At 63.8% G+C, this 14078-nt stretch carries 14 protein-coding genes; 4 read left to right on the top strand and 10 right to left on the bottom strand.

The features are described 5' to 3' along the window. The first annotated feature begins 15 nt into the window (after window positions 1-15). Window positions 16-1038 (top strand): patatin-like phospholipase family protein, encoded by a 1023-nt coding sequence (locus AACY13_RS08260; RefSeq protein ID WP_339460664.1) that lies wholly within the window; start codon window positions 16-18, stop codon window positions 1036-1038. Here AACY13_RS08260 and AACY13_RS08255 read toward each other — a convergent pair. The 10 genes from AACY13_RS08255 to AACY13_RS08210 all read right to left on the bottom strand — a co-directional run bounded on the left by AACY13_RS08255 (window position 1032) and on the right by AACY13_RS08210 (window position 9880). Then, window positions 1032-2096 carry an AI-2E family transporter gene (locus tag AACY13_RS08255; protein WP_339460663.1) on the bottom strand — a complete coding sequence of 355 codons (1065 nt, stop codon included), beginning with the start codon at window positions 2094-2096 and terminating at the stop codon, window positions 1032-1034. The two genes, AACY13_RS08260 and AACY13_RS08255, sit on opposite strands and share 7 nt — an antisense overlap. An 84-nt stretch (window positions 2097-2180) precedes the next feature. Further along, entirely contained in the window at window positions 2181-2984 is an 804-nt protein-coding gene (locus AACY13_RS08250; RefSeq protein ID WP_339460662.1) for a DUF4892 domain-containing protein, read from the bottom strand. Between the two features lie 8 nt (window positions 2985-2992). Beyond that, window positions 2993-3655 carry a glutathione S-transferase family protein gene (locus AACY13_RS08245; protein WP_339460661.1) on the bottom strand — a complete coding sequence of 221 codons (663 nt, stop codon included), beginning with the start codon at window positions 3653-3655 and terminating at the stop codon, window positions 2993-2995. Between the two features lie 51 nt (window positions 3656-3706). Continuing rightward, window positions 3707-4570: an alpha/beta fold hydrolase gene (locus tag AACY13_RS08240; RefSeq protein WP_339460660.1), complete on the bottom strand. Its 864-nt coding sequence runs from the start codon at window positions 4568-4570 to the stop codon at window positions 3707-3709. After that, window positions 4567-5376 (bottom strand): alpha/beta fold hydrolase, encoded by an 810-nt coding sequence (locus tag AACY13_RS08235; protein WP_339460659.1) that lies wholly within the window; start codon window positions 5374-5376, stop codon window positions 4567-4569. Before AACY13_RS08235 ends, AACY13_RS08240 begins: the two co-directional genes overlap by 4 nt. A gap of 296 nt (window positions 5377-5672) precedes the next feature. Next, window positions 5673-6119: a hotdog fold thioesterase gene (locus tag AACY13_RS08230; protein ID WP_339460657.1), complete on the bottom strand. Its 447-nt coding sequence runs from the start codon at window positions 6117-6119 to the stop codon at window positions 5673-5675. Window positions 6120-6172: 53 nt separating this feature from the next. After that, complete coding sequence (locus AACY13_RS08225) at window positions 6173-7798, bottom strand: AMP-binding protein (protein WP_339460966.1); 1626 nt, start codon at window positions 7796-7798, stop codon at window positions 6173-6175. Window positions 7799-7999: 201 nt separating this feature from the next. Then, entirely contained in the window at window positions 8000-8464 is a 465-nt protein-coding gene (gene sixA, locus AACY13_RS08220; RefSeq protein ID WP_339460656.1) for a phosphohistidine phosphatase SixA, read from the bottom strand. 10 nt (window positions 8465-8474) lie between these two features. Next, window positions 8475-8822, bottom strand: a complete 348-nt coding sequence (locus tag AACY13_RS08215; RefSeq protein WP_339460655.1) for a DUF4389 domain-containing protein — start codon at window positions 8820-8822, stop codon at window positions 8475-8477. A gap of 35 nt (window positions 8823-8857) precedes the next feature. Next, complete coding sequence (locus AACY13_RS08210; RefSeq protein ID WP_339460654.1) at window positions 8858-9880, bottom strand: NAD(P)H-dependent glycerol-3-phosphate dehydrogenase; 1023 nt, start codon at window positions 9878-9880, stop codon at window positions 8858-8860. 276 nt (window positions 9881-10156) lie between these two features. Here AACY13_RS08210 and AACY13_RS08205 point away from each other — a divergent pair, with 276 nt between their 5' ends. The 3 genes from AACY13_RS08205 to fabB all read left to right on the top strand — a co-directional run bounded on the left by AACY13_RS08205 (window position 10157) and on the right by fabB (window position 14058). Continuing rightward, window positions 10157-12103 carry an ATP-binding protein gene (locus AACY13_RS08205; protein WP_339460652.1) on the top strand — a complete coding sequence of 649 codons (1947 nt, stop codon included), beginning with the start codon at window positions 10157-10159 and terminating at the stop codon, window positions 12101-12103. Window positions 12104-12309: 206 nt separating this feature from the next. Beyond that, window positions 12310-12825 (top strand): 3-hydroxyacyl-[acyl-carrier-protein] dehydratase FabA, encoded by a 516-nt coding sequence (gene fabA / locus AACY13_RS08200; RefSeq protein ID WP_296126063.1) that lies wholly within the window; start codon window positions 12310-12312, stop codon window positions 12823-12825. Between the two features lie 12 nt (window positions 12826-12837). Then, window positions 12838-14058: a beta-ketoacyl-ACP synthase I gene (gene fabB, locus AACY13_RS08195; RefSeq protein WP_339460650.1), complete on the top strand. Its 1221-nt coding sequence runs from the start codon at window positions 12838-12840 to the stop codon at window positions 14056-14058. The last annotated feature ends 20 nt before the right edge of the window (window positions 14059-14078 follow it).

Genomic DNA, 14078 nt, shown 5'->3' with positions numbered 1-14078 from the left:
ATGGGGGAGGTTTTTATGAGCAAGCGCATTGCGCTGGTATTGGGGTCCGGGGGCGCGCGCGGTTATGCGCATATCGGTGTGATCGAAGAACTGGAGGCCCGCGGCTACGAGATCGCCTGTATCGCCGGCTGTTCCATGGGCGCGGTGGTGGGCGGCATCTATGCCGCCGGCAAGCTCAACGACTACCGCGACTGGACCCAGAGCCTGGACTATCTGGATGTACTGCGCCTGCTCGATGTGAGCTTTCGCCTGGGGGCGATTCGCGGCGAGAAGGTGTTCGGCAAGATCCGCGAGATGATCGGCGAAATCAATATCGAAGACCTGTCGATCCCCTTTACTGCGGTGGCCACCGACCTGACCAACCAGCAGGAAGTCTGGTTCCAGGAAGGCTGCCTGCACCAGGCCATGCGCGCCTCCGCGGCGATTCCCAGCCTGTTTACCCCGGTCATTCAGGGCAATCGCATGCTGGTCGACGGCAGCCTGCTCAACCCGCTGCCGATCATCCCGGTGGTGTCCAGCCACTGCGACCTGATCATCGCGGTCAACCTCAACTCGACCAACCAGTTGCATTATGAGTTGCCGGTGATCGAACGCCCGCCTGCCTTGAAAAGCCGTATCGATGCCTTGATGAGTTCGCTGGGCTCGCGCCTGCCCAATTTCAAATGGAAATCCGCCAGCGACGACGAACTGCTGCTACTGGAGGATCAGTCGCAGCTCCAGGCTGCCGAGGCCATAAACCCCTGGCAGCAGCATGCGCGCAACAGCGGTGACAAGGCCGCGCCAAAATCCGCCAGCGGCTCACGGGTAGCCGACCTCAGCGGCCCGGCCTCCCTGCTGGAGCTGATCAACCAGAGCTTCGAGGTGATGCAGACCTCGCTGGCGCAGTACAAGATCGCCGGCTATCCGCCGGATATCCTGATCAACGTACCCAAACGCGCCTGCCGCTTCTTCGAGTTCTACAAGGCCCCCGAACTGATCATGCTCGGCCGGCAGATCGCCAGCGACACCCTGGACAGGTACGAACGCGGCGATCAGTGAGGCTCGCGCGGTAGCTCGACTGCCGCCGGAGCCTTGTCCGCCACCCAGTCACTGAGCAGGCTATAGGCCACGGCGAGCAGGGTCGGGCCGAGAAACAGGCCCATAAAGCCGAAGGCCAGAATGCCGCCGAACACCCCGAGCAGCACCACGATCAACGGCAGATTGCCACCGCGGCTGATCAGGTAGGGCTTGAGGATATTGTCCACCCCGCTGATGACGAAGAAGCCCCAGATCAACAGAAAGATCGCCATGCCCAGCTCGCCCTGCCAGAACAGCCAGATCACCGCAGGCCCCCAGATCAGTGGCGGCACCATGATCAGACTGAAACCGAAAGTGAGAATGCCGAGGATCAGCGCCCCCGGCACGCCGGCAATCATAAAACCTATCCAGGCCAGCAGCGCCTGCGCCGCCGCCGTCCCGATGACGCCGTTGACCACCCGTTGCACGGTGCCGGCCACCAGTTCCAGGTAGTGCTCGGCGCGGTCATTGATCAGGCGCTCCAGCAGACTGTGGGCAAAGGCCGCCAGGCGTGGACCGTCACGGTAGAAAAAGAACACCAGCACCAGGCTCAGGGCCAGTTCCAGCATGCCGCCGCCGATCTGCGCGCTGCGCGCCAGCAACCAGTTGCCAACCTGGCCGAGATAGGGCCGTACGGTGGCAAAAAAGGCCGCCCCTTGCTGATCGACGGTCTGCCAGAAACTGGCCAGGTTTTCCCCCACCAGCGGCACGCCGACCAGCCAGGCCGGGGCCGGCGGCAGGCCCTCGACCTGAAAGTCCTTGAGCAAGGCGGTGATGTCCTTGATGTGATCGGCCAGGTTGAAGCCCAGCATCACCAGCGGCACGGCAACCGCCACGGTCCAGGTCAGGGTCAGCAAGCCTGCGGCCAGGGCCTGCCGACCACCGAGCAGACGGGTCAGGACGCGCATCACCGGCCAGCTGGCGAAGGACAGCACCGCAGCCCAGAACAGCGCCGACCAGAAGGGGGCCAGCACCCACAGGCTGGCACCCAGCAGGCCCAGCAGCAGAATCTGCACCAGCAAACGATCGTTATTGGCCACGTTTACGACTCCATACCCCAGAAAAAACGAGAAAAGGCTCTGCGCCTGAGCGCAGAGCCTTTGCAGATATAACCCATCTACCGGCTAACGCAGCACGCTGATCCGCAAACCACTCACGTCGGCATCGCCCAGTTCCAGGCGGGCGGCCCGCACCCGCTTGTCGATCAGCGCGGTACGCCAGGCCTCGGCGACGCTGCCGGCCAGGCTGACCCGCAAGGTGCTGTCGAGGTTGAGGCTGCGGCTCAGCAGCTCCACCCAGGCCTCGCTCGGTTCGGTCTGTTTCGGCAGGCTCAGCTCACCGCTCTCGCGCAGTTGCCGCAGCAGGGTGGCCGGGCTCGGCAGCACCTCACTGAGCGGTGCACTGGCGCTCAGCAACTCGGCATGCAGGTAGGCACGGCGATTGCCGCGGGTGATGCTGTATAGCGCCAGCAGGCTGTCCTGTCGCGGTTCGGCCAGGCGCATCAGCACATAGGCCTGCTGATCATCCGAACCGGTCAGGATGCGATTGTCGAATACCGCATTGGCCCACAGGCTGCTGGAGCCGCACTCGCGGCCCTCGCACCAGTAGAGCAATTCGGCCTGTTGCGCCTGCAAGGCCTCGCGGGCCGCGCGAAACACCTCATCGGCCGAATGACTGCGCGGCAGCTCATAGGTCAGCGCGGTAAGTGCGCCCCGGGCCGTCACCTCGCGCTCGTAACGCAACTTGCCACTGATCCTCCTAATCGCCCCTTGCGGATAGATCCGTTCCTGCTCCGCGGACTCCTTGAAATCGACAATCTGGCTGCCGGGGAAGCGCAGCAGCACCTCCAGGTCTCGACTGCCGGCGACATCGGCGGCCCACAGCGGAGCACTCAGGATCAGCAACGCCAGGGCACTGAAACAACGCATGGGCCGCCTCATTGCATCAACATCGACTGGGCGGCCTTGACCACCTTGTCGCCATCGTCTTCTCGCCGCGGCACCAGCAGGCCGCGCTGTACCGCCGGCCGCTCGGCGAGTGCCGCCATCCAGCGCTGCAGGTGTTCCAGGCCCTCGACCGAGACGCCGGACCAGTCATGACCACGCACCCAGGGATAGGTGGCGATATCGGCGATGCTGTAGTCACCGGCCAGATACTCGGCTTCGCCCAAGCGGCTGTCGAGCACTTCGTAGAGGCGGCGGGTTTCATGCTGGTAACGGTCGATAGGGCCCTGCAGCTTTTCCGGGAAATAGCGGAAGAACACATTGGCCTGGCCCTGCATCGGGCCGACGCCGCCCATCTGGAACATCAGCCACTGGATCACCCGCGAACGGCCCTTGGCATCGCTGGGGATCAACTGGCCGGTCTTCTCGGCGAGATAGAGCAGGATGGCACCGGACTCGAACACGGCGAAATCGTCGTTGTCGCGATCGACAATGGCCGGAATACGGCCATTGGGGTTGAGCTTGAGGAAGGCCGGACTTTTCTGCTCCTTCCTGTCGAAACTCAGCGCATGCACGCTATAGGGCAGGTGCAGCTCTTCCAGCGCAATAGACGCCTTATGGCCGTTGGGAGTGGCGGCGGTATACAGGTCGATCATGCGAATCTCCATGGCTATCGACCACACCTTTCCCCAGTTGCCTTGGCTAAGTCAAGGCACGCCCAGGAAAGCTTTGAAACAGTCTGCGACCAGCTCGGCTCCGCTCTCGTCATCCAGATGCAGGTGATGGCCGCCGGGCAGCGTCGCGACCTCGATCGGCAAACCCTCGAGCAGCGCGGCGATACTAGGCTGGGCATGCAGCATGCCCTGCTCGGCCATGATCAGCTTGACCGGACACTGCAGGCCCTGAACGAAGGCCTGGGCGTGGCCGCGGGTCAGGCGCAACGGCGATGGCAGGGTCAGGCGGCTGTCGGTGCGCCAGGTGTAGCCACCGGGCACCGGCATCAGGCCGCGCTGGGCCAGCAGCTCGGCGGCATCAAAGCTCACCGCGCCGACCCCGCGCATACGCGCCTGCACCGCCCGGTCGAACTCGGCGTACACCGGCTTGCTCTTGCCGGCCAGCGCCAGTTGCGCGCGCAGCGCCTCGCCGAGCTTCTGCGGAGCCGTGTCGGCTTCCCCGGTGTAGGGCATCAGGCCGTCGATCAGGGCCAGACGCTCGACCCGTTCGGGCATGGCTCCGGCCAGCAGCACCGAGACGATCGCCCCCATGGAATGGCCGAGCAGGGAAAAGCGCTGCCAGCCGAACTGCTCGGCCACTTGCAGCACGTCATGGGCGTAATCCCAGATGGCGTAACTGCCCCCTGGCGGACGGTGATCGGAATGGCCATGGCCGGCAAAATCCAGGGCGACGATGCGCAGCCCCGGCAGTTTCGGGGCCAGGCGGGCGAAGCTGGCGGCGTTATCCAGCCAGCCATGCAGGGCGATCACCGGCACCCCATCCGCGGGGCCGTAAAGATGGGCCGCCAGTTCGGTATGCGGCAGGCTGAGCCGCACCTCTTCAAAGTTCAGGCTCATGCGCTGTGCTCACTTGTGTGCTGTCCAGCCCAGCGCCGGAACAGCTGCTTGAGCAGTTCGGCGGTGTCCTGAGGGCGTTCCAGGGGAAACATATGGCCGCCCGGCAGGGTTAGGTATTCGCCTTGCGGCACCCGTCGCACCAGATGCGCATGGTGCGGCAACACCACCCGACTATGGCGGCCGCGGACCATGGCCAGCGGCACCGCCAACTGCTGCGGACGGCCTGGACTGGTGTGCGGCACGCTGCGGTAGATGCTGATCTCGGTGGCCGGATCGAAGCGCAGGCGCAGACTATTGCCCACCGCTTGCAGGCCATGTTGCACATAGGCCTCCAGGCATTCCGGATCGAAGCGGCGGAACAGGCCTTTAGCGGCGAAATAACCGCGCGCCTCGGCCAGGTCGAGAAACTCCTCGCGCCGCCCCAGGGTGCGGCCGGCCGGGGTAATACGGTCGATAAAGCCGAAGCGCTTGGCGGCGCGGATCACCATCTTGTCGGCCAGGGTCAGCACCGGTGAATCGAGCATCACCACCCCAAGGTAAAGTTCGGGGCGCAGCAAGGCGGCATGGTAATGCAGCACGCCACCCAGGGAATGGCCGACGCCCCAGACCGGCTGCGGGCTCTGTTCGAGGTGATGGATCAATTCATCGACCAGGTTGCCCCAGTTGTCGTTCACCGGGAAGCGCGGGTCATGACCATGCTGCGCCAGGTGCTGCACCTGGTAGTCAGGGGCCAGGGCGTTGAACAGCTTGCCGTAGGTGGCCGAGGGGAAGCCGTTGGCATGGGCGAAGAACACGGACTGGGTCATGGGGCTGGCTTATGCGAAAAAGTCTTGGGGATTGTCCGGCAGCTACTGCCACACGGCAATGACAAAACGGCCAGTGAATGACGGCACTATAGCCAAAGCTGATGGGAGGCCCGCCAGTTGCGCTCGACACTGACGGGTTATTGGTTCGGCAGCACGAAGAACCTGTTCAAAGTCTCGCGAGCTAGAGCCATGCAAGGCAAAAACAGGCGAGGAAGCGGAGTGTACTTTTGTACATGAGCATTCCGAGCCTGTTTTTAACGCAGCAGGGCCGACGCGCAGCAGACTTTGGAAAGGTTCTAGCGCTGTGCCGGTCCCTTCTCGCCCAGCGGCACTATGGCCATGGTCAGGCGCGAGATGCAGCTGGGTTTGCCGTCCTCGCCGCTCAGGCGAATATCCCAGACATGGGTGGTACGGCCCAGGTGCACCGCCCGCGCCACCGCCGTGACCCGGCCGCTGCGCAAACCGCGCAGGTGATTGGCGTTGACCTCCAGGCCGACGCAGTAGAACTTGCTGCTGTCGATGCACAGATAGCTGGCGGTGGAGCCCAGGGTTTCCGCCAGCACCACCGATGCGCCGCCATGCAGCAGGCCATAGGGTTGGTGGGTACGCGGATCGACCACCATGCTGGCGCTGATGGACACGTCGTCGAAAGACTCGAAACGGATATCCAGCTGTTCGCCAATGGTGTTTTTCAGGGTCTCGTTGAGCTGCTTGAGATCGGGGGGTTGCTGCCACAGGGCCATGGTTATCCAGCTCCTTGGGGGATGGGGCCGGCCAAGCCGGCCGGCAGGTTGAATCAGTCGTGCCAGAGCACCGCTTCGCTGCGCTCGGTCCACTCGGCGAAACGCTCGCCATAGGTACCCTCGACGACGGCGCGCTTGATCTTCAGGGTCGGCGTGAGGAAGCCGTTGTCCACTGCCCAGACCTCCTTGACCAGCACCAGACGCTGCAGACGCTCATGCTTGTCGAGACGCTGATTGACCGCGGCGAGCAGGGTTTTCAGACTGTTTTCCAGTTCGTCACGGGCCTCGCCGCGGGCGACCTCGGAGAGCACGCAGAGCGCCATGGGCTGAGCCATGCCATCGCCCACCACACACACCTGTTCGATCCGAGAATGCTCGGCCAGGCGGTTCTCGATGGGGGCCGGGGCCACATACTTGCCCTTGCTGGTCTTGAAGATTTCCTTGATCCGCCCGGTCAGGCGCAGATTGCCTTCGGCGTCCTGCTCGCCCTTGTCGCCGGTGCGCAGGAAGCCATCGGCGGTGATGGTTTCCGCGGTTTTCTCCGGGTCCTTGTAATAGCCCTGCATGGTCGCGCCGCTGCGCACCTGGACCTCGCCATCCTCGGCGATACGCACCTCCACCCCGGGGCTGTTCTGGCCAATCCAGCCCTGCTTGAAGCGGCCCGGGCGGCAGACATGGGAATAACCGCAGTTTTCGGTCATGCCGTAGACCTCGAGCACATCCAGGCCCAGGCGCTTGTACCAGTTGAGTAGCGCCTCGGGCACCGGTGCCGCGCCGGACAGGGCATAGCGCACCGCATCCAGGCCCAGGCCGACCAGCACCTTTTTACCGACGATGCGGCCGATGATCGGCAGCTTGAGCAGGAAATCCAGCTTCTCGGCCGGCATCTTGCTGTAGACCCCCATCTGGAACTTGGTCCAGATCCGCGGCACACCGAAGATCACCGTTGGCCGCGCACGCTTGAGATCCTCGAGGAAGGTCTCCAGGCTTTCGGCGAAGAATATGGTCTGCCCCGAATAGATCGACGCCAGCTCGACAAACATGCGTTCGGCCACGTGGCACAGCGGCAGATAGGACAGCACCCGGTCATTCTCGCCGACGCCGAACAGTTCGGTGGCGTGGCTGGCGGCGAAACCGAAGTTGCTGAAGTGATGCATCACCCCTTTCGGTGTACCGGTGGTGCCGGAGGTGTAGATGATGGTGGCGAGCTGCTCGGCGGCCGGCCTGGGGTCGTCCTGAATCGGCGTGCAGGCCTGCAGGTCATCCCAGGTAAAGCTGAACTCGCCCTGGGGACGCAGCGGCAGACCGATGGTCGGCACATCCTGCGGCACCCCGGGGGCCATGGCCGGCCAGTCGTCCAGCTTGCCGACGAACACCAGCGCCGCCTCGGAATGGCGCAACACCTGATTGACGGAATCGGCGGTGAGATTGGGGTAGAGCGGCACCGAGACATGTCCGGCCATCCAGATCGCCAGGTCGCTGATGATCCAGTGCGCGCAGTTCTTGGAGATGATCGCGACGCGGCTGCCCTGGGGCAGCTCCCGGCTGCGCAGCCAGTTGGCGGCACGCCGCGCCTGCTCGCCGACCTCGGCCCAGCTCAGCTCCTGCAGCTGACCGCCCGGCAGCGGCTGAACCATATAGCGTTTATGTGGGTGTCGTGCCTCGCGCTGGTAAAACATCTCCAGCGGCAAACGGATTGTTTCAGCCACAGGGTGCCCTCCTTTGTTGTTTTTGTGGAGCCGACCAAGCAATTGCTTGGTCGGACTATTCCACGCACAAAGGCGAGCCGCAAGAGGAGAAATGTTTCGGTGTGTAGTGGCACTCTCAGGGGGAAAGTGGTGCCGCACCGGCTAGGAAAACGGCATAGGTGCCAAGGCCTGTTAGCCGTGCTGCGGGTGCAGCACGGCCAGCAGATCCATCAAGCCGGCGGCCACCTCTTCGCCTTCCAGTTCGGCCAGGCTGGCGGTCTGCATGGCCAAGGGCTGCTGGCGATGACCGTGGATCAACAGCCCGCCCAGCGCCCCCACCAGGGGCTGATGGGTGACCAGCAACAGCTCGTCGACCGGGTAGCCATCGAGCTGCCGCAGGACCTGGCGCAGATCGCTTTCCGGCACCAGCCAGGGCACGGTCTGCAGCTGCCCGCTAAAGCCCAGGCTCTCGACGACCAGAGCCGCGGTCTGCTGCGCACGCACATAGGGGCTGACCAGGATGGTCCGCAGCGGCCGCCCCTGCAGCTGTACGGCGGCCTGACGTACTTGCCGGCAGCCATGCTCGGTCAGCCGGCGCTCGGCATCGCTGCGGGCACTGGGTTCGGCTTCACCATGGCGCAGCAGCCAGAGCCTCACCAGCCCGCCCTCACAGCTTGGGCTCTTCGTCGCGCACCGGGTGCGCGGCCGCTGGAACGCTGTGCGGGGCTTCGCCCTGGGGCGCTTGTGGCGTTGGCCAGTCGGCGAACGGCCAGGGCTTCTCGTCGCTGTTGAAGGTGCCGAAGCGACCGATCTGCGCCAGGTACTGGCTCAGGCTGTCGCCAAAACCGAGCAGGCCGGCATTCGGTGCGCCGTAGAACAGCCGGTAGCCCAGTTGCAGCAGCACCACGGCCCCCAGCAGCAGCTCCGCCAGTTGCCAGACGATGGTGAACAGCACCATCCAGAGAATGCGCAGCAGGATGGATTCACGCTGCAGCTCTTGGTTGTCATCACTCATGGCTATCTCCTTGAACGCGTCGGACAGGCAAATCGTTAAAAGCCAGTGGCAGGAATAAAGTCGACATCGGTTTTCGGGTCGCCACTCATCAGTGCGCCGATGACCTGATCCAGGGTGCGACCCTCGAACAGAATGGCATGCAAGCCGGCAACCAGCGGCATATAGACCTCCAGTTCCTCGGCCTTGGCCTTGAGCACGCGCAGGGTGTTGACCCCTTCCGCCACTTCGCCCAGACGCTCCACCGCCTCGTCCAGGCCGAGCCCTTCGCCCAGGGCGAAACCGACCTGATAGTTACGACTTTTCGCTGACGAACAGGTGACGATCAGGTCGCCGACCCCGGCCAGGCCGAGAAAGGTCATGGGATTGGCCCCCAGCTTGACCGCGAAGCGGGTCATTTCCGCCAGGGCGCGGGTAATCAGCATGCTCTTGGTGTTCTCGCCCATGCCCATGGCCGCGGCCATGCCGGCAATAATCGCGTAGACGTTCTTCAGGGCACCACCCAGTTCGACGCCGAAGCGGTCGCCGCTGGCGTAGACGCGGAAGGTACCGCCATGCAGCGCGGCCTGGACCTGCTGGCAGAGGTCTTCGTCCTCGCTGGCGACTACCGAGGCGGTCAACGCATGCTCGGCCACTTCCCGCGCCAGATTGGGGCCGGAGAGCACGCCGATGCGCGCCTGCGGGGCGATATCCTCGAGGATCTGACTCATCAGCAGAAAACTCTGCGCCTCGATGCCCTTGGTGGTGCTGATCAGCAGCTTGCCACTCAAGAGCTCGGCCACCGGCTGCAGGGCCTGGCGCAGGGCGCTGGAGGGCAGCGCCACGAAAATCAGCTGACAGGCCTGCAGGGTGGCGGGCAGATCGGTTACCGGCTGCACCCTCGGGTGGACCTTGATGCCCTTGAGGTAACGAGGATTTTCACCGGTCAGGCGAATCGCCTCGGCCTGCTGTGGATCGCGCATCCAGTGCAGTACAGGCTGGCCATTTTCGCCCAGCAGGTTTGCAAGCGCAGTGCCGAAGCTACCGCCGCCGAGCACGGCGATGGGGTGCTGATCAGTCATAAGGCATCCGTGTTAGGCCATTCAAAGTGGCGAATAGCGCGCATTATACGGCGCTGAGAGGCAGCGACCAGTGTTTCGCAGCCGCGCAGACGCTGGCAAAGCCCTCGGCCTCGGTTACCATGCTGCATTTAAACGCCGACAAGGTTGTTGCGTGATCTACAGTACCCAAGCGCCTCGTCATGGGCGCAGGCCAGGCTTACCGGCCTTGGCCGGCCCCGCAGGCCCATGGAACCATGGCCTTAGTTCGCACGGTCCGAGGTTACACGGAGGTACCCCATGAAGCTGCGCCGTGGCTGGGATATTCATACCCGCACACAATTGATCAGCGTCGGCCCTGCCCTGCTGCTGACCCTGCTGCTGACCGGTTTTTTCACCTTTGCCCGTTTGCAGGATTTGCGCCATGAGCTCAACCACAACGGCCAGCTGATCGCCAGCCAACTGGCCCCGGCGAGCAAGTACGGGGTGATTTCCGGCAATCTGCAGGTGCTCGAATCGCTGCTGCAGGCCACCCTGAAAACCCCGCATGTGCGTTTTCTCGAGGTGCGCGATCACGCCGGCAATATCCTGGTATATGTCGAGCAGGCACCGGGCAGCGGCCAGGCCAGCGCACAGGTGGAGATTTTCCAGGCCCCGATTCGCCTGCAGCGCGCCGAACTCAATAGCGCCGCGTTCTATGAGCGGCGCAACGACCTGGATGCGCCCAGTACCGACTACCTCGGTCATGTAGTAGTCGGCATGTCCAATGACGCCTTCAATACCCGCCAGCAGGAAATTCTGCTCAAGGCCACCTTGCTGGCATTCTTCGCCCTGATCCTCACCTTTCTCCTCGCCCGTCGCCTGGCCCGCCATTTGTCGCAGCCGCTGAGCGCCATGGGCGAAGCCGTCAGCGCCATTCAGGCCGGTAATTACCAGACCACCCTGCCGGAAGTGGGCGACGGTGAACTGAGCGCCCTGGCCCGCCATATCAACAACCTGGCCAACGGTCTGGCCCGCGCCAGCACCGAGCAGCAGCGGGCCATGGCCCTGCTGATTCAGGCCCGCGAACAGTCCGAGCTGGCCAACCGCGCCAAGTCGGACTTTCTGGCCATGATGAGCCATGAACTGCGCACCCCGATGAACGGGGTGCTGGGCATGCTGCAGTTGCTGGAAACCACCGAGCTGAGCAAGGAGCAGGAGGAGTACGCGGCCCTGGCCACCGAGTCCACCGAGCACCTGCTGAAAGTCATCAACGATATTCTCGATTTCTCCCGTATCGAACGCGGCGCGCTGGAACTGGAGCGCATCCCGTTCAATCTGCCGGAACTGCTGCAGAGCTCGATCCAGGTGTTCCAGCACAGCGCCCAGCAACGCGGCCTGCAGCTGCACCTGGAGACCCAGAACGGCCTGGAACAGCTGGAGGTGCAAGGCGACCCGACGCGGATCCGGCAGATCCTGGTCAACCTGATCGGCAACGCGCTGAAGTTCACCGAAGCCGGCAGCATCCGCGTGGAAACCCACTGGCAGGCCCTGGACAACCAGGTGCTGTGGTTCAGCTGCGCGGTGCATGACAGCGGCATCGGCATTTCCCCGCAGCGCCTGGAACAGATGTTCGACGCGTTCCAGCAGGCCGACACATCTATTTCAAGACGTTACGGCGGTACCGGGCTCGGCCTGCCCATCGCCCGCACCCTGGCCGAGCGCATGGGCGGTACCCTGCGGGCCCATAGCCAGGAGGGACAAGGTTCGGTATTCACTCTGGAAGTGCCGCTGCCCTTCTCCCAGCAACCGCGCCAGGTGCTGTTGGAGCAACCCTGGGATACGGCCCAGGGCCTGGGCCAGGAGGTGCTGCTGGTCGAAGACAACCCGGTCAACCAGACGGTGATCGAGGCCATGCTGCGCAGCCTCGGTTACCAGGTCCAGCTGGTCGCCGACGGAGCCCAGGCCGTACACCGCGCCAGCCAGCAGGCCTTTGCCGGCATCCTGATGGATTGCCGCCTGCCGATCATGGATGGCTACGAAGCCACCCGGCAGATCCGCCGACTGCCGGGCTGCGCCGAGGTGCCGATTATCGCCCTGACCGCCAACGCCCTGCAGGGCGACCGAGAAACCTGCCTGGAAGCCGGAATGAACGACTACCTGGCCAAGCCCTTTAAACGCGTCGACCTGCAGCGGGTGCTGCAGCGCTGGCTGGGCACTCATCAGGCCGCCCCACCACGACCTTTGGCGGGTGGCCTGGCGCAGTGAAATGCGCCAGGCTTGATCTACGCCGGAATTTTGCGCAAGGTCTGTCTGGCACGATGTAGCATTCAGAGTACAACTGTACTTATCGCGCTGTGACTTTCACCACAACGCAACAGTCTATGACTAGGCTGCTGGAAGGCGCACATACTGCGCCGCCAGCCAGGACGATTCGCCCAGCCCTGGCGCATGGGACATATTGAGGAGCTCGCATGACCAAACAAAACGCCTTCACCCGGGAAGACCTGTTGCGCTGCAGCCGCGGCGAACTGTTCGGCCCAGGTAATGCGCAACTGCCCGCGCCGAACATGCTGATGATCGACCGCATCACCCATATCAGCGACACCGGCGGCAAGTACGGCAAGGGCGAAATTGTCGCCGAGCTCGATATCACCCCGGACCTGTGGTTTTTCGCCTGCCATTTCGAAGGCGACCCGGTCATGCCCGGCTGCCTGGGTCTCGATGCCATGTGGCAGCTGGTGGGTTTTCACCTCGGCTGGCAGGGCAACCCCGGCCGTGGCCGCGCCCTGGGTTCCGGCGAAGTGAAGTTCTTTGGTCAGGTTCTGCCGACCGCCAAGAAAGTTACCTATAACATTCATATCAAACGCACCATCGCCCGCTCGCTGGTCCTGGCCATCGCCGACGGCAGCGTGAGTGTCGATGGCCGCGAGATCTACAGTGCCGAAGGCCTGCGTGTCGGCCTGTTCACTTCTACCGACAGTTTTTAAAGGACTCCCCGCATGCGTCGCGTCGTAATTACCGGTCTGGGCATCGTTTCCTGCCTGGGCAATGACAAAGAAACCGTTTCCGCCAACCTGCGTGCTGGCCGTCCCGGTATCCGTTTCAATCCGGAATACGCCGAGATGGGCCTGCGTAGCCAGGTGTCCGGCTCCGTCGACCTCAACCTGGAAGAACTGATCGACCGCAAGGTCTATCGTTTTATGGGCGATGCTGCGGCCTTCGCCTACCTGTCCATGCAACAGGCGATCAAGGATGCCGGCCTCAGCGCCGAAGACATCTCCAACCCGCGGGTTGGCCTGATCGCAGGCTCCGGCGGCGCGTCCACCTTCAACCAGATGGAGGCCATGGACATCCTGCGCGAGAAAGGCGTCAAGCGCGTCGGCCCGTACCGCGTGCCGCGCACCATGGGCAGCACCGTGTCCGCCTGCCTGGCCACCCCGTTCAAGATCAAGGGCGTCAACTACTCGATCTCCTCGGCTTGCGCCACCAGCGCCCATTGCATCGGCAATGCCATGGAGCAGATCCAGCTGGGCAAGCAAGACATGGTCTTCGCCGGCGGCGGCGAAGAAGAACACTGGAGCCAGAGCTTCCTGTTCGACGCCATGGGTGCCCTCTCCACCCAGTACAACGAAACCCCGGAAAAGGCCTCCCGCGCCTACGACGCCAAGCGTGACGGTTTCGTCATCGCCGGCGGCGGCGGCATGGTGGTGGTCGAGGAACTGGAGCACGCCCTCAAGCGCGGCGCGAAGATCTACGCGGAAATCGTCGGCTACGGTGCCACCAGCGACGGCTACGACATGGTCGCGCCGAGCGGCGAAGGCGCGGTGCGCTGCATGCAGCAGGCCCTGGCCAGCGTCGACACGCCGATCGACTACCTGAACACCCACGGCACCTCGACCCCGGTCGGCGACGTCGCAGAAAGCCGCGCGGTACGTGAAGTGTTCGGTGCCAAGGCTCCGGCCATCAGCTCGACCAAGAGTCTGACCGGCCACAGCCTGGGTGCCGCCGGCGTACAGGAAGCCATCTACTGCATGCTGATGATGGAAGGCAACTTTATCGCCGGCTCGGTCAACATCGACGAAATCGACCCGGAAATCGCCGATCTGCCGATCCAGCGCAGCACCGTCGAGAACGCCAAGATCGACACCGTGATGAGCAACAGCTTCGGCTTCGGCGGCACCAACGCCACACTGGTACTCAAGCGCTGGGCGGGCAAATAAGTCCAAACCTTGTGTTTGCA

The sequence above is a fragment of the Pseudomonas sp. EA_105y_Pfl2_R69 genome, from assembly GCF_963970915.1.
GTDB lineage: Bacteria > Pseudomonadota > Gammaproteobacteria > Pseudomonadales > Pseudomonadaceae > Aquipseudomonas.
This window is presented reverse-complemented; position numbering and strand designations above follow the sequence as displayed.